Below are 19,480 nucleotides of genomic sequence, written 5' to 3' on the forward strand. Positions count from 1 at the left end.
AGGCCGGAGTTGCCTAATGCCGCACGCCACCCGGGCGGGTCGGCGCCGGATATGCGTTTGCCCGGCATGGCGGCGGGACCGCACAATGCGGCCTCATGGGACATCTGGAAGCCGCACACCTCGAGTACCACCTCCCCGACGGGAGGGCGCTGCTCGGCGACGTGTCCTTCCGGGTGGGCGAGGGCGCCGTCGTCGCCCTGGTCGGGCCCAACGGCGCCGGGAAGACGACCCTGCTGCGGCTGATCTCCGGCGAGCTGAAGCCGCACGGCGGGACCGTCACCGTCAGCGGCGGCCTGGGCGTGATGCGCCAGTTCGTGGGATCCGTACGGGACGAGACGACCGTACGGGACCTGCTCGTGTCGGTCGCACCGCCCCGTATCCGCGAGGCCGCGCGGGCCGTCGACGAGGCCGAGCACGCCATCATGACCGTCGACGACGAGGCCGCCCAGCTGCGGTACGCGCAGGCGCTCGCCGACTGGGCCGAGGCGCGCGGGTACGAGTCCGAGACGCTGTGGGACATGTGCACCACGGCCGCGCTCGGCGTGCCGTACGAGAAGGCGCAGTGGCGCCAGGTGCGCACCCTGTCCGGCGGCGAGCAGAAACGCCTGGTCCTGGAGGCACTGCTGCGCGGTACCGACGAGGTCCTGCTGCTCGACGAGCCGGACAACTACCTCGACGTACCCGGCAAGCGGTGGCTGGAGGAGCGGCTGAAGGAGACCCGCAAGACGGTCCTCTTCGTCTCCCACGACCGCGAACTGCTCTCCCGGGCGGCTGAGAAGATCGTCTCGGTGGAACCTTCCCCCGCCGGCGCCGACGCCTGGGTGCACGGCGGAGGCTTCGCCACCTTCCACGAGGCCCGCCGCGAACGCTTCGCCCGTTTCGAGGAGTTGCGCCGACGCTGGGACGAGAAACACGCACAACTGAGGAAACTGGTGCTGACGCTGCGTCAGGCCGCCGAGAACAGCCCCGACATGGCCTCCCGCTACCGTGCCGCCCAGACCCGTTTGCGCAAGTTCGAGGAGGCCGGACCGCCCCCGGAGCCGCCACGCGAGCAGGACATCAAGATGCGCTTGAAGGGCGGCCGTACCGGCCTGAGGGCGGTCACCTGCAAGGGACTTGAGCTCACCGGCCTGATGAAACCCTTCGACCTGGAGGTCTTCTACGGCGAACGCGTCGCCGTCCTCGGCTCCAACGGCTCCGGCAAGTCGCACTTCCTGCGGCTGCTCGCCGGCGACACCGTGGCGCACACGGGGGACTGGAAGCTGGGCGCGCGCGTCGTGCCCGGACACTTCGCCCAGACCCACGCCCACCCCGAGCTCAAGGGCCGCACCCTCCTGGACATCCTGTGGACGGAGCACTCCCAGAACCAGGGCGCGGCGATGTCCCGGCTGCGCCGCTACGAGCTGACCGGCCAGGCCGAACAGGCCTTCGACCGCCTCTCCGGCGGCCAGCAGGCCCGCTTCCAGATCCTCCTGCTCGAACTGGAGGGCGCCACGGCCCTCCTCCTCGACGAGCCGACCGACAACCTCGACCTCGAGTCCGCCGAAGCCCTCCAGGAGGGCCTGGAAGCCTTCGACGGCACGGTCCTCGCGGTCACCCACGACCGCTGGTTCGCCCGCTCCTTCGACCGCTACCTGGTCTTCGGGAGCGACGGGCGGGTGCGGGAGACGCCGGAGGCGGTGTGGGATGAGCGGAGGGTGGAGCGGGCGAGGTAGGGGGTGGGGGGCGGAGAGGCGAGGCCAGCCCTTCTCCCGACAGTAAACGGGTGGTGAGTGGGCATAGGCCGGGGGCGAAGGGGCGGAGCCCCTTCACGCCCACCGCAGCAGGGCCCCCATGCCACCCGCCGGCACGGCATCCGCCCCCGCCGGCGCCACCGACAACGCCCCCGCCCCCGTAACCACCGCCGACCGGATCAACGCATCGTCGGCCCTCGCAGCCCAGGCATGCCGCTCGCCCAGGATCTTCAGGTCACCACGCCGCACAGCCACCTGGTCGGGATCCTCACCGATCCACACCTCACGGTGCGCGTCCGGCCCGTCCGGCCGGATCAGCAGCTCGGAGATACGGTGCTCCCGCGCCGCCTCGATCAGCGCCGGCACCCCCTCCACCGCCCCGGCCCGCCCCGCGTCGTCCGGTTCCCGCGCCGCCAGGAACCGCTCCAGCTCCCGCTCCGCCCGCTGCCGTACATGCTCCGCACGGGCCTGCTCCACGTCCTCCTCCAGCAGCCTGCTGCCGGTACCGTGCGGCGCTTCCACCACCCGATCGTGCAGCCGCCCCGGCAGCCGCTCGTGCACGGTCCGCCGCTGCTGGTCGTCGCCGACCAGGATCAGCAGATCGGCCTGGGTCTCCTCCTGGCAGACGGTGAGCGCGTCGGCGATCTCCGCCGCGTTGTGCTCCCAGGTGTTCTCGACCTTCAGCTGGAAGTGCCGCTCCGACCAGTCGACCGTGCTCGTACGGTGCACGGGATGCTGCCGGCCCTCGACCGACCCGGCGTCCTCCCGGCCCAGCGCGGTGCGCAGCTCGAACGCGGCACCCTTGCGGTCGACGTACGCCACCACGCAGACCGGGTCCTCCCCGGCCAGCTCCAGCAGCGGAGCGGTGTGCGGCAGCGGCCCCCAGTGCGCGGAGTCGACCTGCGGGGAGCGGGCCAGCGCCGGGTTCAGGACCACCTCACCGGCGCACGCGAACAGGGCCCGGCCGTGTGGCTCGGTGGAGTGCCGCAACTCGTCCAGCGCGTCCCGCACGGCCCGGCAGGTCGCATCGTCGGCACCCTGCCCGGCCAGGTCCCGGGAGAGCGCGAGAGCCGTCAGATGCCGCTCCTGCGGCGTGGCCTCCGTGTGCCGGGACGTACTGACGTAGACGGAGGCCCACGGCCCCGGATGCTCGTACAGTGAATGCAGAAACGCGAGATCCATGGCTCACTCCCGGAAGCCGTTCGGGTGCTGTTGCTCACCGTGCGGGTACCCGGACCCCATGAACGAACACGACGAGCGGGACATCACCATGACCGGAGTCGACCCGGACCGGCTGGACGAGCAGCAGCTCATGAAGGAGCTGGAGACCATCCACCGGACGCGCCACGACACGCTGCTGTACGGCTCGAACGACGCACTGCGGGCCCACAACGAACGGATGGCCCAGCTGGAGGGCGAGTACCTGCGCCGCAACCCGCGCCGCCCGGTCGCACCGGGCCGCACCCGCGAAGGGGCCCGGGAGCGGCGCCGCACGGGGGCGTGACGCCCCCGCGGGTCAGCCGGCCGCCCTGGCCTCGGCCTCGGCGAACACCTCGAGGAACGCCTCGTCGAACGCCTTCAGGTCGGCCGGCCGGCGACTGGTGACCAGCTTGCCCGGGCCGTGGTCGCAGATCCGCACCTGCTCGTCCACCCAGGTGCCGCCCGCGTTGCGGATGTCGGTCGCCACGCTCGGCCAGGAGGTCAGCGTCCGGCCGCGCACGACGTCGGCCTCGACCAGGGTCCACGCGGCATGGCAGATCGCGGCGACCGGCCGGCCCCGCTCGACGAAGTCCCGCACGAACGCGACGGCCTTCCGGTTCAGCCGCAGATAGTCGGGGTTGGCGACCCCGCCCGGCAGGACGAGCCCGCCGAAGTCCTCGGCCGTCGTCTGGCCCACGACATCGTCGACCGGGAACCGGTCCGCCTTGTCGAGATGGTGGAACGCCTGGATCTCCCCCGGCTTCGTCGACACGAGCACCGGCTCGTGACCGGCGTCCACCGCGGCCTGCCACGGATCGGTCAGCTCGATCTGCTCGACGCCCTCAGGCGCGGCCAGAAACGCGATACGCATGATCGCCTCAACGTCCTTCCGTAGCACGCGGCGTGCAGACACATCAAGAGGACAGTGCGCCGAACGCCAGCTACTCCAGAAAACTGTGGATGTGCTGCTCGACGGGCTTCACCTCACGACCGCTACCGACGGCCTCTTCGGTGCCGTCAGGCGTCCGGCGCGGCACGGCTGATGTCGGCGAGCGCCGAGCCGGGATCCTGCGCCTCGGCCAGATCGCCGAGGCTCACCATCCCGACCGGCAGGCCGTCCTCGACGACCGGCAGCCGGCGTACGGCGTGCTCCCGCATCAGCGCGACCGCCGCGGTCACCGGATCGTCCGGGCGGACCACCACCGGATCCAGGGTGCACACCGCCTGGGCGCTCACCGTCAGCGGATCGGCGCCGTCAGCGACCGCGCGGACCGCGATGTCCCGGTCGGTGAGCACCCCGACGACCTGCTGCCCCTCGGCGACCAGCACGTCGCCGATGTCCTGCGCGCGCATCAGCTGAGCCGCCTCGACGAGCGAAGCGTCCGGGCGGACGGCGACCACGCCCGGAGTCATGACGTCCCTCACGAAATCAGCCATCGGTGGGCCCTTCCTGGGTTTCCCCGGCCGGTACGGGTGCCGCGGCCGCGTCGGTGTGACGCCGCCGCAGTACCCCCGCGCCGGGCCGCTATGCGTGCCGTGCCGGTCCGGCCCTGCGGGTCAGGGCCTCGGCGAGCTCCTGGACGTTGGCGTAGCGCGCCGACTGCGGCAGCCGCTCCAGCGGCGCCACGAGGGCGTCGGGCGCGTATTCGCGGCGCAGTGCCCGGGCCAGCTCCCGCGGGCCGGCCGGGAACGCGCTGCGGCCCAGGATCCGGGCCAGCTCCAGCCGGACCGCCGCAAGCGACGCCGTGGACGTCCCCGGGGCCACCGGACCGCCCGCGATCTCGAGGTCGTCGTCGGCGGTCGGCTCGGGGTCGTGCCACTCCTCGGTCCGCGTGGGGTGCCCGGAGCGGAGCAGCCCCTGCAGCTCATGCTTCATCTCGTCGTCACGATGGACGCTCAGCCGGTCACTGCCTCGCTGCATGACTCCCTCCAGATCTTCGGGGGTGGACACCGCGTACCCGAAGAGCGCGGGCCGACACAGGCTTCGTACGGCGGAAGACGTCGGCGCGCGTCCGTGCACCGGGGGTTTGCTCCGCGTACGGCGGGAGACCCGGCCCAGGCCCCCCCACGCACGTTTCCGGGGAAGGACACGCCATGGCGCTGCTCGCGATGATCATTCCGATCCTGATGCTCGGCGTGGTGCTGGCGCTGGGCCGCTACGAGGAACTGCTGCTGCCGGAGGAACGGGACGAGGCCGGTCCGGCCACCGTCCCGGCCCCGCTGCGCCCTGCTTCTTCGCCTACTTCATCTGCTACTTCTTCTCCCGGCCCGGCAGGAACTCCTGCACCTTCGCCTTGAACCCCTGCTTGATCATCGACCCCCGGTCCGTGTCACCCTTCAGGATCGACGCCGCCGTCGCCTCCATCTGGTCCCAGGTGGCGTGCGGCGGGATCGGCGGTACGGCCGGATCGGTCAGGAACTCGATCACCGCGGGCCCGTCCGCCTCCAGACCGGCCCGCCAGCCCGCCTCGACGTCCTCGGGCTTCTCCACCCGGATGCCGGTCAGACCCAGGGAGCGGGCGAACGCGGCGTACTGCACGTCCGGGATCTCCTGCGAGGGCAGGAACGACGGTGCGCCCTCCATGGCGCGCATCTCCCAGGTGACCTGGTTGAGGTCGTGGTTGTTCCACACGCCCACGACCAGCCGTGGGTCGTCCCACTGGTCCTTGTACTTCGCCGCCGTGATCAGCTCCGCCAGCCCGTTCATCTGCATCGCACCGTCCCCGACCAGCGCGATCGCCGGCCGGTTCGGGTGGGCGAACTTCGCGCCGATCGCGTACGGCACCCCGCAGCCCATCGTGGCGAGCGTGCCGGACAGCGAGGCGCGCATACCGGGCCGCATGGTCAGGTGCCGCGCGTACCAGTTGGCGGCCGAACCGGAGTCGGAGCTGATGATCGCGTTGCCCGGCAGCAGCGGGTCCAGGGCACGGGCCACGTACTCCGGGTTGATCGGGTCGGCGGACAGGCCCGCGCGCCGGTCCATGACATCGCGCCAGCGCGTCACGTTCGCGCACACCGTGTCGTACCACTCGCGCCCGCGCTCGGCGCCGATCAGCGGGATCAGCCGCTCCAGCGTCGCCTTCGCGTCGCCGACGAGGTTCACCTCGTACGGATAGCGCATCCCCACCATGTGCGGGTCGATGTCGATCTGCACCCCGCGCGCCTTGCCGAAGTCCGGCATGAACTGCGTGTACGGGAAGGACGAGCCGACAGTCAGCAGCGTGTCGCAGTCCCGCATCAGCTCGTACGACGGACGCGTGCCCAGCAGCCCGATCGCGCCGGTGACATACGGCAGTTCGTCGCTCAGCACGTCCTTGCCGAGCAGCGCCTTGGCCACGCCGGCGCCGAGGAGCTCGGCGATCCGCTCCACCTCGGCCCGCGCGCCGGACGCGCCCTGCCCGACCAGGATCGCCACCTTGTCACCGGCGTTGAGGATCTCGGCCGCCCGCTGGACCGAGTCGTCGGACGGCAGCGCCGTCCAGGAACTGCGGTCGAGGCTGGAGGGCACCATCTTGAACTCGTGCGTGGGCGGCGAGTAGTCGAGCTCCTGCACATCGCCGGGGATGATGACGGCCGTGGGGGAGCGGCGCGCGTACGCGGTGCGGATCGCCCGGTCCAGGACGTTCGGCAGCTGCTCGGGGACCGTCACCGTCTCCACGAAGTCCGAGGCGACGTCCTTGAAGAGCGTGTGCAGGTCCACCTCCTGCTGGTACGAGCCGCCCATCGCGGTGCGGTCCGTCTGGCCGACGATCGCCAGCACCGGGACGTGATCCAGCTTGGCGTCGTAGAGGCCGTTGAGCAGGTGGATCGCGCCGGGCCCGGAGGTCGCCGCGCACACTCCGACACGACCGCTGAACTTGGCGTAACCGACCGCCTGGAACGCGGACATCTCCTCGTGCCGGGACTGGATGAACCTCGGCCGGTTCTCGGCTCGCCCCCACGCGGCGAGGAGGCCGTTGATGCCGTCGCCGGGATAACCGAAGACGTGCTCCACACCCCACTCGCGCAGCCGATGCAGAACGTGGTCGGAGACCTTGGTGCTCATCCGGGACCTCCCGGGCTCGATGGGACACGGCAGCACCGATACGAGTCACCCGGCCCGCCCGCCGAAAACCTGCGCGGGTGTTTGCACCACGGGCGCGAGGGCAGGCGAATGAACAGTGCTTCGGACAGGAGGCACGTCCGTGGGAGCGGCGATTCGGTCGCCACGGGTGTGTCCGGTTCCGGTCCGCGTTCCTCTCCCACGGTTGACCGTCCAAAGCAGAGCACAACCAAGGGAGTTGCGACGCATCATGCCCACTTCAGTGAGCGCGAAGCACCACCCGCACGACGACGCCCCCGACACCGCGGAAGCCTTCCGGCAACTCGCCGCGCTGCCCGCGGGCCAGCAGCGAGACACCCTCCGTGACGAGATCGTGGAGGCCTGGCTGCCCATGGCCGAACGGCTCGCCGGACGCTTCCGCAGCCGCGGCGAGAGCTTCGAGGACCTGCGCCAGGTCGCGGCCCTCGGACTGGTCAAGGCCGTCGACCGGTACGACCCCGCGCGCGGCAACGCCTTCGAGAGCTACGCCGTGCCCACCATCACCGGCGAGATCAAGCGGCACTTCCGCGACCACATGTGGACGCTGCACGTGCCGCGCCGGGTCCAGGACCTGCGCAACCGCGTCCGGTTCGCCGTCCAGGACCTGCAGACCGTCTCCGGCCGCAGGCCCACGGTCGCCGAGCTCGCCGAGCACGCCGACATGAGCGAGGCCGACGTCCTGGTCGGGCTGGAGGCGCTGGAGAGTTTCACCGCGCTGTCCCTCGACGCGGAGCTGCCCGGCAGCGAGGACGGGTACTCCTTGAGCGACGCCCTGGGGTCGGCCGATCCCGCGCTGGACACGGTCGTGGACCGCGAGGCGGTCAAGCCGCGGCTGGCGGCGCTGCCGGAGCGTGAGCGGGCGATTCTGTACATGCGGTTCTTCGGGGACATGACGCAGAGCCGGATCGCCGAGCAGCTCGGCATCTCGCAGATGCATGTGTCCCGGCTGATCAGCCGGTGCTGCAGTCGGGTGCGGGAGCAGGTGTTGAGCGACGTGGCCTGAGGGGCCGGGTCGCGCCCCTTACGGGGCGTTGTACGCAGCCAGTGACATGTGGCGGGCCATCATGTCCATCGCCTGGGCCTCTGCCATCGAGAACGCCAGGCGGGGGCCGCAGCGAAACAGGGTGAGTACGGCCTGGACGGTGCCCCCGGCCGTCAGTGGCACGCACAGCAGTGAGGTGACGTTCGTCTGTACGAGGACCGGGGCGCCGTCGGTGTGCGTGCCGAAGGCGTCCGGGTCCTCCGGGCGTATCTGAAGGGCCGAGGAGCCGCCGCGTGCCGCCTCGACGACCAGGGGGCACGCGGCCGGATCCTGGCCCGCCAGCGCGGCCGCCTCCTTCTCCGACGGCCCGAACACCGCCGTACGGGACAGCCGGGCCGCGCCCGCGTCCACCACGACCCAGTCCGCGAAACGGCCGTGCAGCGCGCCCGCCGCCCGGCGCAGAAGTGCCTCGGGGCCGTCGGGGGGTGCGGTCAGCAGGGTGGTGGTCATGGTGTCCAGCAGGTCCATCAGGGATGCGTGCCGGGTGGTCTCCGTGAGGTCCGGCACCTGACCCGTCGGGCTCTCACCCGGGCCCGGTCCCGCCAGTGACCCCCGGTCGCCGGGCTGCAGCACCACCAGCACCGTGGGACGCGGCTCGTCGCTCGGGCGTACGGCGGCGAGCGTCGCGTGCACCGGCGTGTTCGGGTGCTGCTGGAGATGGACGGTCAGGCTGCGGTCGCCCTCGCCGCGCGCCACCGCCGCGGCCTGGGAACGGAACGCCACCCGGTCGGCGTGGGCCAGGAAACCCGTCAGCGGCCGGCCCGTCGCATAGCCGGAGCGGACACCCGTGAAGGAGGTCGCCGCGAAGTTCAGCCTGCGGACCACGGTCTCCCGGTCCACCAGCGCCACCGGCAGCGGGAACCGCTGGAACACCGCCCGCAGCAGCTGCTGCTCCTGCCGGTCGGCGGGAGCCGTGCGGGGCGTGCCGCCCGAGGACAGCCGCTCGTACCACGGCCACAACTGGTCGGCCACATGGTCGAGTTCGAAGATCGCCGCGTCGAGCACCGTCGGCAGGTCCCCGCCCGAAACGGAACGTGCCGCCTTGAGCTCCGCGACGCGGCGCACGAAATCCGCGAGCTCCTCACCGAATTCGTCCGTCTGCGCCATGCGACGAACGTAGCTCGCCGCAAGCCTTTCCGGGGTGTCACGGACCCAACCCGTCCTCCCCGTTTCCCACACGGAAGCAGGGGCAGGCGTTCACAAGAGGAGGAATCCAAGATGCCGGAACACGTCGGTCAGTTGGGGAACGAGTCCCCCGAGGCCGCCCTTCCCGGGCGACGGCTGTCCGAGCTGGCCGAACAGGCGGTGCGCTGCACCTCCGACTGCTGCGGTGCCAGCACCATGGTGTCCGAGGCGGGAGCGGAACGGCCCGCCGCCGTCACCCATCCCGACCTCGCCGGACTCGTCGCGGTGCAGCTCCGCTCCGGCGACGGTCCCATTCCGGCCGCCCTGGAGCGCGGCGAGCCCGTCGACTCGGCCGACCTGCTGCGGGACGACCGCTGGCCGGAATACCGCGCCCTGGCGCTCGACTCGGGCGTGCGCTCCAGCGTCACGCTGCCCTTCCGCCGGTCCGGCCTGACCGTGACGCTCAGCCTCTACAGCTTCCGGCCCCGCGCCCTCGATGACGCCCGGCACGGGCCCGCGCACGCCCTGGGGGAGTTCGCCGCGACCTGTCTGGTCCGCGACCGCTCCTACCGGGCCGCGCTCACCGAACTCGACCACCTGGGCACCGCCCTGCGCTCCCGGCCCGTCGTCGACCAGGCCTGCGGCATCGTCATGCACGTCCTCGGCTGTGACGCCGACACCGCCTTCGGCGTCCTGCGCCGCATCTCCCAGCACACCAACCGCAAGCTCACGGACGTCGCGTCGGCGGTGGTCGAGAGGCGGGGGCGGGGGCTGGAGCGGGACTTGGCCGCGCTGATGAACTGAGGGGGCTCGTAGGGGCGGGGGACCGGGCTGGGCCGCCGTGGGCGGTGCCGTTTCCGGAGGGCGAGCACGGGGGGTGAGCGCGCAGAGCCCGGCGGTGGGTCCGGGGTCGGGGGCTGCCTCGGCCACGGACGGGGGTCCGGTTTCCCAACCGACCCCGTCGCGACGGGGTCCGGTCGCTGGCCCGCATGGCCGTGGTGGGGACCGGTTGCTGGCCCGCCGGGCTGTGGTGGGTCGCGGTTCCCGATCCGCTTGGTCGTGGTGGGTGCTGGTCCTTGGTCGGCCTGGTCGTGGTGGGTGCTGGTCCTTGGTTCGCCCGGTCGTGGTGTGGCCCCGTTCCCCGACCCGCCCGGCCGTAGTGAGCCCCCTGCCCCGGCCCACTCCCTCCCCGGCGTCACCCGCTCGGCGGCCCCGCGTCCTGCGAATGGTGTCCGGCCGCGCGCGCCCCGGCGCCGGGCGGGCTGTGATGGCTGCGGGGGCACGACCGATGTGCCCCCGCAGCCGTCGGCAAAAGGAGCCCGTCCCATGCGCCGCACCGCCCGTGTCCTGTCCGTCGCCGCGCTGGCCGGTGCCGCCCTGGGCATCGCCGCCCCGGCCGTCTCCGCGGACCCGGCCGCGGAGGTCAGCCCGGCCACCGTCGCCCCGGGCGGCAGCGTCACCGTCGCGGTCACCTGCGACCACGTCGGCGGCGCCGCGCCCGCCACGATCGACGCCACCTCGCAGGCCTTCGACGAGGGCACCGTCCAGCTCCAGAAGGTCCCCGGCAAAGACCACCAAGGGGCGGCCGACCTCGCCTACCGCGGCACCGCCCGCATCGCGCCCGCCGGAAACTTCGAGGGTGGCGCGGACCCGGTCGCCAAGGACTCAGCGTGGACCGTCGACGGCACCTGCCCGGCCGCGCACGGCGGACAGGGCAAGCCGTGGAGCGCGACGTTCACGGTGGAACGCGGTGGAGGCGGCGGCAGCAAACGGCCGTGCCCCGAGCCGACCCACCACGGCACGGTATCGACGCCCCGCGACCCCTGCGCCGGCTCGGCGGTCCAGCACGGCGTACGGGCCGGCGCGGGTGGCGCCTTCACCGACTCCGTCCCCGCCCTGGTCACCGGCGGAGTACTGATCGCCGGCGCGCTGGGCTGCGCCGTGTACCGGCTGCGCCGCAAGGAGCCCGCCGGGGGTGAGTGACCCCCACCGGCCGGGTCTGTGACCGGCGCAACCCGGCGAACGCTCATGGGGCGGCGGCTCGCTGGGTACTCAGAGCGCGAGGGGTGCGCGACACACCGTAGGACACCGTACGAACCACGGGGCGCACCCCACGGACCTCCGGTCCACGAACGAGCACAGCGAGCACAGCGAGTACGGCACCAGGCACTGCGCGGAGGTACGCATGCGGCGGACGGACCCGGAGGGCCACGGCCCCGTCCGCTACGGCCCCCCGCTCCCGGAGGACGGGCTGCCGTTGCTGCCCGAACTCGCCGCCGTGCTCGCCGCGGCCGCCGGCCGGGCCGGCAGCGAGCCGGTCGGCGGCGGTACCGCGCTCCTGGAGGCGGCGTGCGGCTACTGGGACCGGCGCGGCCTGACCGCGGGCCCCGACCGCGCGGTCGCCGCACCTGGCGCCCCCGCCCTGCTCGTCGCGCTGACCGCCGCCCTCGGCGGCGACGTCCTGGTGCCGCGGCCCTGCGCCGCCTGGTGGGCGCCCTACGCACGCCTGCTGGGAAGACCCGTCTTCCATGTGGCGACACCGGCCGAGTCCGGCGGCGTCCCGGATCCGTACGCGCTGCTGGAGACCGTCCGCCGGGTCCGTGCCGAGGGCGGTGACCCGCGCCTGCTGGTGCTGTCCGTCGCCGACGACCCCACCGCCACCGTGGCCCCGCCCGAGGTGCTGCACGAGACTGTCGAGGCCGCCACCGGCGAGGGCCTGCACCTGGTCAGCGACGAGACCTGGCGGGACACCCTGCACGCACCGCACGACACCGTGCTGCTCAGCCCCGCCGAGATGCTGCCCGAGAAGGTCACCGTCGTCACCGACCTGGCCGGCGCCCTGCTGCCGCCCGGCTGGCCCGCCGCGGTCGCCCGCTTCCCCGCGGGCGAGGCCGGTGACGACCTCCACGCGCGCGTGCTGGACGTGCTCACCGCACTCGGCGCCCAGGTCGCCACACCGGTCGCGGCCGCCGCCGGCTACGCGCTCGGCGAGCCCGAGCCGGTCACCGCACGGCTCGCCACGGCCGTACGCCTGCACGCGCGCGTGGCCGCCGCCGCGCACCAGGCCGTCGTCACGGCGGGCGCCCTGGCCCGGCCCCCGCAGGCCGGCCGCCATCTGTACGCCGACCTCGGTCCCCTGCGGGTCGCCCTGTCCGCGCACGGCGTGGGCGACGCACAGGACCTGGAGGACTTCCTCGCGGCCCGGCTCGGCATGCCCGCGCCGGGCGGGCATCGCTTCGGCGACGACCTCGGGGCGCTGCGCGTACGGCTGTCCACCGGGCCGCTGCTGGGCGGCACGGACGAGGAGCGCGCGGAATGCCTCAGTTCACCCTCGCCGTTGGAACTGCCACACGTGCAACGCGCGTTGATCTCCTTGAAGTCGGTCTTCGACGATCTCCGCGACGACGCTCAGCGATGGGAGCCTCCTCGATGACGCAGCAGTCCGAGTCGACCACCACCAGTACGACCGCCCAGCAAGCCGACGCCCCGGCGTCCGCCCCGTCCATCGCGCCCCCGTTCCCGCCGCTCGCCGAGCCCCGGCCGCTGGGCGAGCGCCGGGTGTGGCCGCGGACCTTCCACGACCGGCTGACCGCCCCGCTGCCCGGCCTCAAGGCCGTCGCCCGCTTCGCCCGCGAGGGCGCCGTCCGCCCCGGCCGGGAAGGCCTCGCCGACATTCCGCGACTGCCGTTCGAGCCGGGCCCGCTGCCCCGCGTGGACACGCGCACGGTCGCCGTCTCCTGGGCGGGACACGCCAGTTGGGTCGTGCGGATCGGCGGCCTGACGGTCCTCACCGACCCGGTCTGGTCGCGCCGCATCCTCGGCACCCCCGCCCGCATCACCCCGGTCGGCATCGCCTGGAGCGCCCTGCCGCGCGTCGACGCGGTCGTCATCAGCCACAACCACTACGACCACCTGGACGCGCCCACACTCCGCCGCCTCCCGCGCGACACCCCGGTGTTCGTGCCGGCCGGCCTGGCCCGCTGGTTCCGCCGCCGCCGGTTCACGCGCGTCACCGAGCTGGACTGGTGGGAGGCGGCCGAACTGGACGGCGTCCGCTTCGACTTCGTGCCTGCCCACCACTGGTCCAAGCGCACCCTCACCGACACCTGCCGCAGCCTGTGGGGCGGCTGGGTGCTCACCGCCCCGGACGGCCGGCGCGTCCACTTCGCGGGCGACACCGGTTACGGCCACTGGTTCACCCGCATCGGCGAGCGCTACCCCGGCATCGACCTCGCCCTGCTCCCCATCGGCGCCTACGACCCCCGCTGGTGGCTCAGCGACGTCCACTGCAACCCGGAGGAGGCGGTCCGCGCCGCCCAGGACCTGGGCGCGCGCCGGATGGCACCGATGCACTGGGGCACGTTCGTCCTCTCGGCGGAGCCGGTCCTCGAACCGCTGACACGCGTGCGTGCGGCCTGGGAGAAGGCGGGCTTGGACCGCGAGAACCTCTGGGATCTGCCAGTGGGAGGGTCACGGATACTGGACTAGGGCGTGTTTCGAAAGTGGCGTCGTCCGCCCGCCGGGCAGACGGGACTTTCGAAACACGCCCTAGTGCCCCAACAGGCACCATTCGCCCCGTCGCGACGCCCGGCACGCTCCCCCACTGCCTCAAGGGCGTGGGAGGTGCCCCCACTCGCAGCACCGGGCACAAACCCAAGTACGTCCAGTACGAGGGCATGTACCCGGCACACCGAGAGCACGCACCGGACGCCGCTCCTTAACGGGCGAACGTTGCCTGCCGGGGCACCAGCTATGCGGCCATGGTCCTGCGGATCCTCCGCCACAGACTCGGCGTCGCGCTGATCGCCAAGGTCAGCGCGATCGCCGCGACCACGCCCTCCCACGGCTCCTTGAAAAGGGAGCCGCCGAGGATCCCGATCAGCTGGTACGTCACCGCCCAGGCCAGGCAGGCCGGAAGGTTGCCGCGGGCGAAGCGGCGCATCGGCCACTTCGCCATCAGACAGGCCAGCATCACCGGGAGCCGCCCCGCCGGCACCATCCGGGACAGCACCAGGACCGCCACCCCATGGTCGGCGAGCTTCTCCTGCGCCTGGGCCAGCCGGTCCTCCGGCGCCCGCGCCCGGATCGCCGCCAGCCAGCGCGAGCCGTTCTTCGAGCCCATCCCGCGCCGCCCCAGCCAGTACAGCGTCACATCGCCGAGGAACGCGGCCAGCGACGCCGTCACGAACACCAGCGCCAGCGCGAACGGCGCCGTCTGGTGAAAGGCCACCACGGCCGCCGAACTCACCAGCGCCCCCGTCGGCACCACCGGCACCAGCGCCCCGATGAGCACCAGCAGGAACAGCGACGGATAGCCGATCGCCTGCTGGGTGGACTCGGGAGGCACCGTCGTGGCGGTGGCCGCCAGTACGCTCACCGCGCCACCTCCAGACGCACGCTCTCCCCGTGCCCGAGCCGGTGCACCGCCACGTCGGGTGCCTGCTCGGCCGCGAGCCGTACGAACTCGTCGCCCGGCGCATGGAATTCATGGGGGCGCACGGCATCCATCCCGATCGGCCAGTACGTGCCGTAGTGCACCGGCACCGCACTGCGCGGCGTCAGCCGGGCCAGCGCCTGAGCCGCCCGCCCGGCGTCCAGATGGCCGTCGCCGAGGTACGGCCCCCAGCCGCCGACCGGCAGCAGCGCCACGTCGACCGGCCCGACCTCCTTGGCCATCGACTCGAACAGTCCGGTGTCCCCGGCGAAGTAGGTGCGTGCCTCGCCCTCGACGACGTAGCCGAGCGCGGGGGAGCGGTGCGGGCCGACCGGCAGCCGCCGCCCGTCGTGCCGCGCGGGCACGGCCCGTACCGCCACCCCGCCCACCGAGACCACATCGCCCGGCTCCACCTCGCTGACCCGCAGATGGGTGAGCCGGCGCAGCCCCGGCACCACGCGTGGTGCGCCCCGGGGCACGAGCAGGCGCGTGCCCGCGTCGAGCCGGGCCAGCGACGGAACGTGCAGGTGGTCGGCGTGCAGATGGGACACGAGCGTGAGGTCGGCGCGCCAGGCGTCGGGCGCCGGGAGCGCACCCCGGCGACGGCGCAGATGCGCGAGCCGGCGGGCGAACAGGGGGTCGGTGAGCACACGTACGCCCGAGTCCGCGACCGTGCAGGTGGCGTGCCCCCACCACGTGATCTCCACGGGCACCTCTTTGCCTCCTTCACGCGACTCCCCGAAGCCTACGGGCTGGAGTAGGGTCGGCGGCGAAACCCGGAGGTGAGGGGGGGACGCCATGGGGTCATGTGTAGTGCGCGTCACGGCGATCGCCAGTCTGACGCCCCTGGAGGAGCTGGACGCCGACCCCTTCCTGGTGGACTCCCGCAGCCAGCACGCCATGTGCGCCCGCTGGGCCGCCGAGCACGGGTACGTCGTCGCCCGCGAGCTCCTCGTCCGCGGCCTGCGCCCGGACCACACCGTCCTCTGGGAGGGCGTACGGCCCGGCCGCGATCTGTTCGTCGCGCCCAGCCGCAGAGTGCTGGAGAGCGCGCTGTCGTCCGTCGAGGAGTTCACCGCGGAGTGCGTACGGCGCGGGGTGCGCATCGAGACGGTGGGCCGCGAGGAGCCCGCGTACGACGCGCAGATGAAGGCATGCGTGCACCGGCGGCTGTCGATGCCGACCGCGGGATACGACGGCCGCTGACGCGGTGCCCGGTCCGGGGGACAAAGGGCTCGTCCCGGCCGTTGTGACAGGGTGGGTACAGGCCCGCAGCGACGACGGGCCGGGACGTGAGGTGAGCTGGGCGTGGGTGGAGGGCGTTGGCGGCGGGGCGCCAGTCAGGTCGGGCGGAGCGTCGCGGTGTGGGCGGTCTCGACCCTCACGATGCTCATCCTGGCCGGTGCGCTGCCCGACTTCCGGCTCCAGTCCGCGGACGGCGACAGCGCCACCCGGATCGCGGTCACGGCCGCGCTCGGCGCCGGCGCCTTCGGTCTGCTGTCGGCCCTCGTATGGCCGTTCCTGGTACGGCTGTTGCTGCTGGTGCCCGCGCTCGTCCTCGGGCTGCTGGTGTTCTTCCTCAACGGCTCACTGCTGATCCTCGCCCTGCGCATCGTGCCCTCCGGGGACAGCGAGGCCGCCCCCGAGACCGCCGTCATCGTCGCCGCCGTGATGTCCGCCGTCGCCTCCGCCACCGGCGCCGCCCTCGCGGTACGCGACGACGACGCCTACCGGCGACGCCTGTACCGCCTCGCCGACCGGCGCCGCAGGTCCGCCCCGGCCTGCCCGGCCGGCCCCGGCACGGTGTTCGTGCAGTTCGACGGCGTCGGCCACGACGTCCTGCTGGACGCGGTCGGCAAGGACCTGATGCCCACCGTCGCCGGATGGCTGGAGCGCACCCACCGGCTGACCCCGTGGCGTACCGACTGGTCCAGCCAGACCGGCGCCAGCCAGCTCGGCATCCTGCACGGCAGCAACCACGACGTGCCCGCCTTCCGCTGGTACGAGAAGGACACCCGCGAGGTGATGGTCTGCAACCGCCCGTCCAGCGCCGTCGAGCTCCAGCGCCGGGCCGTCGAGCGCACCGGTGACAGCGGGCTGCTCGGCGCCGACGGCGCCAGCCGCGGCAACCTCTTCAGCGGCGGCGCCGACGAACAGGCCCTCGTGCTGTCCATCGCCACCAAGCGGCGCAACCGCGAGAACCGCTCCCGGGCCGGCTACTTCGCCTACTTCTCCGACCCCGCCAACGCCGTGCGCACCGCCCTGTCGTTCGTCGCCGAGGTCGGCCGCGAGATCGGCCAGTCCACCCGGGCCCGCGCCAAGAAGGTCCGCCCGCGCGTCAAACGCGGCGGCCTCTACCCGTTCATCCGCGCCTTCGCGACCGTCGTCGAGCGGGATGTCGTCGTCGCCGCGGTGATGGGCGACATGCTCGCCGGGCGCACCGCCGTCTACGCCGACCTCGTCGCGTACGACGAAGTGGCGCACCACTCCGGGCCGTTCAGCCTCGACGCCGAGAAGGTCCTCGAACGCCTGGACCGGTCCCTCTCGCTGATCGAGAAGGTCGCCGAGCACGCGCCGCGGCCGTACCGGATCGTCGTGCTGTCCGACCACGGCCAGAGCCCCGGCGAGACCTTCCGCACCCGCTACGGCCTCGGCCTCGGCGACCTGGTCCGGGCCGGCTGCGGACTGCCCGTGCCGCGCCGGGCCCAGCGCACCCACAGCGGCGCCGAGGCCCGCGCGGCGGTGCGGGCGGCCCTGCGCAGGCCCGTCGAGGAGGGCGGCGAGCAGCACCGCCCCGCACGCCGCCGCTCCGAGCCGATCGTGCTGGCCTCCGGCAACCTCGGTCTGGTCTCCTTCCCGGACGTGCCGCACCGCATGAGCAAGGAGGAGATCGACGCCCGCCACCCCGCACTGCTCACCACGCTCGCCAACCACCCCGGCATCGGCTTCCTGCTGGTCCGCAGCGAGGAGCACGGCGGGGTGGTGATCGGTCCGTTCGGCGCGGAGATCCCCCTCGGCCAACTCGACGAGAATCCCGGCCCGTTGGAGCCCTTCGAGCCGGGCGCCGCGGACGCCGTACGCCGCACACACTCCTTCCCGCACACCGCCGACATCATGGTCAACTCCTGGTACGACCCGGCCGACGGCGAAGTCCTCGCCTTCGAGGAGCAGATCGGCTCCCACGGCGGCCTCGGCGGCGCCCAGGGCAAGGCCTTCCTGCTGTCGCCCAACGCCCTGTCCGCGCCGGTCGACGAGGGGGAGGACCTCGTCGGCGCCGAGCACATCCACCGGGTGCTGGGCCGCTGGCTGCGGGAATCCGGCGGACCCCAGGTGCCGCTGACGGAGCCTCAGGACCAGCGGGCGGCGTGACGTCGCAGCGGCTCCGGTGGCGGCGCCGCGAATAATCGCATGACGACCGCAACCATCAATTGAGAACCTCAATGGCGGGCACCCACATCCGCGAGAGCGGCGCCGGTTCAGGCGCAGAAGGGAGCGTTGCTGCGTGCAGGCAGCTGTCACGGTCACGCCCGCCCGAATCCCGGAACTGCTGCTCGGTCTCGCCACCGTGCGGCCGGTCTTCATCTGGGGTGCCCCCGGTATCGGAAAGTCCTCCCTGGTCAGGGAGTTCGCCGAGTCGCTGGGGCTGGAGTGCGTGAGCCTGCTCGGTACGCAGCTCGCGCCTGAGGACCTGATCGGCGTCCCGCAGATCCGTGACGGGCGCTCCGTGTTCTGCCCGCCGGAGGCGATCGCCCGCGACGAGCCGTACTGCCTGTTCCTGGACGAGCTGAACGCGGCCACCCCGGATGTGCAGAAGGCGTTCTACTCGCTGATCCTGGACCGCCGTATCGGCAACTACGAGCTGCCCAAGGGCTCGATCGTCATCGGCGCCGGCAACCGCGCCACCGACAACGCCCTCGCCCGCCCGATCGCCTCCGCGCTGGTCAACCGCCTCACCCACGTCCACCTGGAGGCGTCCGCCAGAGACTGGCTGACCTGGGCCGCCGACAACGGCATCCACCCGTGGATCCTGGACCACCTCACCGACCGGCCCGACCACCTGTGGTCCAAGCCGCCGAAGACCGAGGAGCCGTTCTCCACGCCCCGCTCCTGGCACATGCTCTCCGACGCGCTGCACTCCTTCGGCGCCGGCCTCGACGAGGAGACGCTGAAGGTGCTCGCGCACGGCACCCTGACGCCCGTGCACGCGACCGCGTTCAGCGGCTACGTCAAGATCGTGCGCAGCCAGTTCGGCATCGAGGCGATCATCAAGGGTGACGCCCGCTGGCCGCACCGCATGGAGGACCGGGACCTCCTCTACTACCTCGCCGAGTCCTTCCGCGGCCGCCTGATCAAGGAACTGCCCGTAAGCAGGGAGCACATGACGGCGAACGGCCGCCAGACCGCGTACCGCGCCAAGTCGCTGCTGGTGCAGCTCGCCGAGATCTCGGTGGAGGTCGCCCAGAGCGTCATCGCCTCCGACACCGACGGCAACCCGGTGCTGCCGTCCTGGTTCCTGGTGGAGGCGGCCCGGGACATGCCGCGGCTGGTGGAGGCGCGGCGGTGAGTGGGGGCCCTGGTGGTGGCGCGGCGGTGAGTGGGCGTCGGGCTGGTGGTGGTGCGGTGATGGGCGGGCGCCGGCCGGTGGTGGTGCGGTGGTGCGCGGGCGCCGACCTGGTGGTGGTGCAGCGGTGAGCGGGCGCCGGTCCGGTGGTGGCGCGATGGGGTGGGCTCGTCGGGGTGTGGCCGGGATGGGCCGCGGTCGTTCGGGCTGTGCCGCGACGGGGCGCCGGAGTCCGGATGGAGTGGCTGTGCTGTGTCGTCGTTCGAGCGGTGCTGCGGCGCGCCGCTGGTATCGGGATGGCGCC

At 72.9% G+C, this 19,480-nt stretch carries 19 protein-coding genes; 11 read left to right on the top strand and 8 right to left on the bottom strand.

Annotation, left to right across the window (positions count from 1 at the left end):
* The first annotated feature begins 95 nt into the window (after window positions 1-95).
* On the top strand, window positions 96-1,715 hold the full coding sequence (locus AQJ91_RS16975; protein WP_067021882.1) for an ABC-F family ATP-binding cassette domain-containing protein: 1,620 nt from the start codon (window positions 96-98) through the stop codon (window positions 1,713-1,715).
* A gap of 93 nt (window positions 1,716-1,808) precedes the next feature.
* Here AQJ91_RS16975 and AQJ91_RS16980 read toward each other — a convergent pair whose 3' ends face one another.
* Complete coding sequence (locus tag AQJ91_RS16980) at window positions 1,809-2,915, bottom strand: baeRF2 domain-containing protein (RefSeq protein WP_067021884.1); 1,107 nt, start codon at window positions 2,913-2,915, stop codon at window positions 1,809-1,811.
* 58 nt (window positions 2,916-2,973) lie between these two features.
* Between AQJ91_RS16980 and AQJ91_RS16985 the strand changes: the two genes are divergently transcribed.
* Window positions 2,974-3,237, top strand: coding sequence for a DUF6158 family protein (locus tag AQJ91_RS16985; RefSeq protein ID WP_067021887.1), 264 nt, complete (start codon window positions 2,974-2,976; stop codon window positions 3,235-3,237).
* Between the two features lie 12 nt (window positions 3,238-3,249).
* Here AQJ91_RS16985 and AQJ91_RS16990 read toward each other — a convergent pair whose 3' ends face one another.
* The 3 genes from AQJ91_RS16990 to AQJ91_RS17000 all read right to left on the bottom strand — a co-directional run bounded on the left by AQJ91_RS16990 (window position 3,250) and on the right by AQJ91_RS17000 (window position 4,854).
* Entirely contained in the window at window positions 3,250-3,804 is a 555-nt protein-coding gene (locus AQJ91_RS16990) for a type 1 glutamine amidotransferase domain-containing protein (protein ID WP_067021889.1), read from the bottom strand.
* Between the two features lie 146 nt (window positions 3,805-3,950).
* Window positions 3,951-4,370, bottom strand: a complete 420-nt coding sequence (locus AQJ91_RS16995; protein ID WP_067021891.1) for a CBS domain-containing protein — start codon at window positions 4,368-4,370, stop codon at window positions 3,951-3,953.
* Window positions 4,371-4,458: 88 nt separating this feature from the next.
* Complete coding sequence (locus AQJ91_RS17000; protein WP_067021893.1) at window positions 4,459-4,854, bottom strand: DUF2795 domain-containing protein; 396 nt, start codon at window positions 4,852-4,854, stop codon at window positions 4,459-4,461.
* Between the two features lie 173 nt (window positions 4,855-5,027).
* Here AQJ91_RS17000 and AQJ91_RS49485 point away from each other — a divergent pair, with 173 nt between their 5' ends.
* Complete coding sequence (locus AQJ91_RS49485) at window positions 5,028-5,231, top strand: hypothetical protein (RefSeq protein ID WP_079085012.1); 204 nt, start codon at window positions 5,028-5,030, stop codon at window positions 5,229-5,231.
* Here the strand turns inward: AQJ91_RS49485 and AQJ91_RS17005 are convergent.
* A complete protein-coding gene (locus AQJ91_RS17005) occupies window positions 5,185-6,978 on the bottom strand; it encodes a thiamine pyrophosphate-requiring protein (protein ID WP_067021895.1) in 1,794 nt (597 codons plus the stop codon). The genes AQJ91_RS49485 and AQJ91_RS17005 overlap by 47 nt on opposite strands.
* A 247-nt stretch (window positions 6,979-7,225) precedes the next feature.
* On the opposite strand from AQJ91_RS17005, the gene AQJ91_RS17010 reads away from it, so the two are divergent.
* Window positions 7,226-8,017 carry an RNA polymerase sigma factor SigF gene (locus AQJ91_RS17010; RefSeq protein WP_067021897.1) on the top strand — a complete coding sequence of 264 codons (792 nt, stop codon included), beginning with the start codon at window positions 7,226-7,228 and terminating at the stop codon, window positions 8,015-8,017.
* Window positions 8,018-8,035: 18 nt separating this feature from the next.
* On the opposite strand, the gene AQJ91_RS17015 is transcribed toward AQJ91_RS17010, so the two are convergent.
* Window positions 8,036-9,163: a GAF domain-containing protein gene (locus tag AQJ91_RS17015; protein ID WP_067021899.1), complete on the bottom strand. Its 1,128-nt coding sequence runs from the start codon at window positions 9,161-9,163 to the stop codon at window positions 8,036-8,038.
* 111 nt (window positions 9,164-9,274) lie between these two features.
* Between AQJ91_RS17015 and AQJ91_RS17020 the strand changes: the two genes are divergently transcribed.
* The 4 genes from AQJ91_RS17020 (at window position 9,275) to AQJ91_RS17035 (ending at window position 13,669) form a co-directional block, all read left to right on the top strand.
* A complete protein-coding gene (locus AQJ91_RS17020; RefSeq protein WP_079085013.1) occupies window positions 9,275-9,985 on the top strand; it encodes an ANTAR domain-containing response regulator in 711 nt (236 codons plus the stop codon).
* A 522-nt stretch (window positions 9,986-10,507) separates the two neighbouring features.
* A complete protein-coding gene (locus AQJ91_RS17025) occupies window positions 10,508-11,164 on the top strand; it encodes a hypothetical protein (protein ID WP_067021901.1) in 657 nt (218 codons plus the stop codon).
* Window positions 11,165-11,366: 202 nt separating this feature from the next.
* A complete protein-coding gene (locus AQJ91_RS17030) occupies window positions 11,367-12,614 on the top strand; it encodes an aminotransferase class I/II-fold pyridoxal phosphate-dependent enzyme (protein ID WP_067021911.1) in 1,248 nt (415 codons plus the stop codon).
* Window positions 12,611-13,669: an MBL fold metallo-hydrolase gene (locus tag AQJ91_RS17035; RefSeq protein ID WP_067021912.1), complete on the top strand. Its 1,059-nt coding sequence runs from the start codon at window positions 12,611-12,613 to the stop codon at window positions 13,667-13,669. Before AQJ91_RS17030 ends, AQJ91_RS17035 begins: the two co-directional genes overlap by 4 nt.
* A gap of 262 nt (window positions 13,670-13,931) precedes the next feature.
* Here the strand turns inward: AQJ91_RS17035 and AQJ91_RS17040 are convergent, their stop codons facing one another.
* The gene (locus AQJ91_RS17040) at window positions 13,932-14,558 is read right to left on the bottom strand and encodes a DedA family protein (RefSeq protein WP_067021914.1); all 627 of its coding nucleotides are present in this window, start codon (window positions 14,556-14,558) and stop codon (window positions 13,932-13,934) included.
* The gene (locus AQJ91_RS17045; RefSeq protein WP_067021916.1) at window positions 14,555-15,328 is read right to left on the bottom strand and encodes an MBL fold metallo-hydrolase; all 774 of its coding nucleotides are present in this window, start codon (window positions 15,326-15,328) and stop codon (window positions 14,555-14,557) included. Before AQJ91_RS17045 ends, AQJ91_RS17040 begins: the two co-directional genes overlap by 4 nt.
* Before the next feature lie 85 nt (window positions 15,329-15,413).
* Between AQJ91_RS17045 and AQJ91_RS17050 the strand changes: the two genes are divergently transcribed.
* The 3 genes from AQJ91_RS17050 (at window position 15,414) to AQJ91_RS17060 (ending at window position 19,179) form a co-directional block, all read left to right on the top strand.
* Window positions 15,414-15,821, top strand: coding sequence for a hypothetical protein (locus AQJ91_RS17050; RefSeq protein ID WP_067021918.1), 408 nt, complete (start codon window positions 15,414-15,416; stop codon window positions 15,819-15,821).
* A gap of 102 nt (window positions 15,822-15,923) precedes the next feature.
* Window positions 15,924-17,984: a phage holin family protein gene (locus AQJ91_RS17055; protein ID WP_067021920.1), complete on the top strand. Its 2,061-nt coding sequence runs from the start codon at window positions 15,924-15,926 to the stop codon at window positions 17,982-17,984.
* Between the two features lie 133 nt (window positions 17,985-18,117).
* On the top strand, window positions 18,118-19,179 hold the full coding sequence (locus AQJ91_RS17060; protein ID WP_067021922.1) for an ATP-binding protein: 1,062 nt from the start codon (window positions 18,118-18,120) through the stop codon (window positions 19,177-19,179).
* The last annotated feature ends 301 nt before the right edge of the window (window positions 19,180-19,480 follow it).

Origin of the sequence: Streptomyces dysideae (assembly GCF_001514305.1) — a bacterium.
GTDB lineage: Bacteria > Actinomycetota > Actinomycetes > Streptomycetales > Streptomycetaceae > Streptomyces > Streptomyces dysideae.

What these genes read in the sequence shown, in the direction of transcription:
- AQJ91_RS16975 (WP_067021882.1), top strand. Translation starts at nt 96, where the DNA reads ATGGGACATCTGGAAGCCGCACACCTCGAGTACCACCTCCCCGACGGG.
- AQJ91_RS16985 (WP_067021887.1), top strand. Translation starts at nt 2,974, where the DNA reads ATGAACGAACACGACGAGCGGGACATCACCATGACCGGAGTCGACCCG.
- AQJ91_RS16990 (WP_067021889.1), bottom strand. Translation starts at nt 3,804, where the DNA reads ATGCGTATCGCGTTTCTGGCCGCGCCTGAGGGCGTCGAGCAGATCGAG.
- AQJ91_RS49485 (WP_079085012.1), top strand. Translation starts at nt 5,028, where the DNA reads ATGGCGCTGCTCGCGATGATCATTCCGATCCTGATGCTCGGCGTGGTG.
- AQJ91_RS17000 (WP_067021893.1), bottom strand. Translation starts at nt 4,854, where the DNA reads ATGCAGCGAGGCAGTGACCGGCTGAGCGTCCATCGTGACGACGAGATG.
- AQJ91_RS17015 (WP_067021899.1), bottom strand. Translation starts at nt 9,163, where the DNA reads ATGGCGCAGACGGACGAATTCGGTGAGGAGCTCGCGGATTTCGTGCGC.
- AQJ91_RS16980 (WP_067021884.1), bottom strand. Translation starts at nt 2,915, where the DNA reads ATGGATCTCGCGTTTCTGCATTCACTGTACGAGCATCCGGGGCCGTGG.
- AQJ91_RS17035 (WP_067021912.1), top strand. Translation starts at nt 12,611, where the DNA reads ATGACGCAGCAGTCCGAGTCGACCACCACCAGTACGACCGCCCAGCAA.
- AQJ91_RS17010 (WP_067021897.1), top strand. Translation starts at nt 7,226, where the DNA reads ATGCCCACTTCAGTGAGCGCGAAGCACCACCCGCACGACGACGCCCCC.
- AQJ91_RS16995 (WP_067021891.1), bottom strand. Translation starts at nt 4,370, where the DNA reads ATGGCTGATTTCGTGAGGGACGTCATGACTCCGGGCGTGGTCGCCGTC.
- AQJ91_RS17020 (WP_079085013.1), top strand. Translation starts at nt 9,275, where the DNA reads ATGCCGGAACACGTCGGTCAGTTGGGGAACGAGTCCCCCGAGGCCGCC.
- AQJ91_RS17025 (WP_067021901.1), top strand. Translation starts at nt 10,508, where the DNA reads ATGCGCCGCACCGCCCGTGTCCTGTCCGTCGCCGCGCTGGCCGGTGCC.
- AQJ91_RS17005 (WP_067021895.1), bottom strand. Translation starts at nt 6,978, where the DNA reads ATGAGCACCAAGGTCTCCGACCACGTTCTGCATCGGCTGCGCGAGTGG.
- AQJ91_RS17050 (WP_067021918.1), top strand. Translation starts at nt 15,414, where the DNA reads ATGGGGTCATGTGTAGTGCGCGTCACGGCGATCGCCAGTCTGACGCCC.
- AQJ91_RS17030 (WP_067021911.1), top strand. Translation starts at nt 11,367, where the DNA reads ATGCGGCGGACGGACCCGGAGGGCCACGGCCCCGTCCGCTACGGCCCC.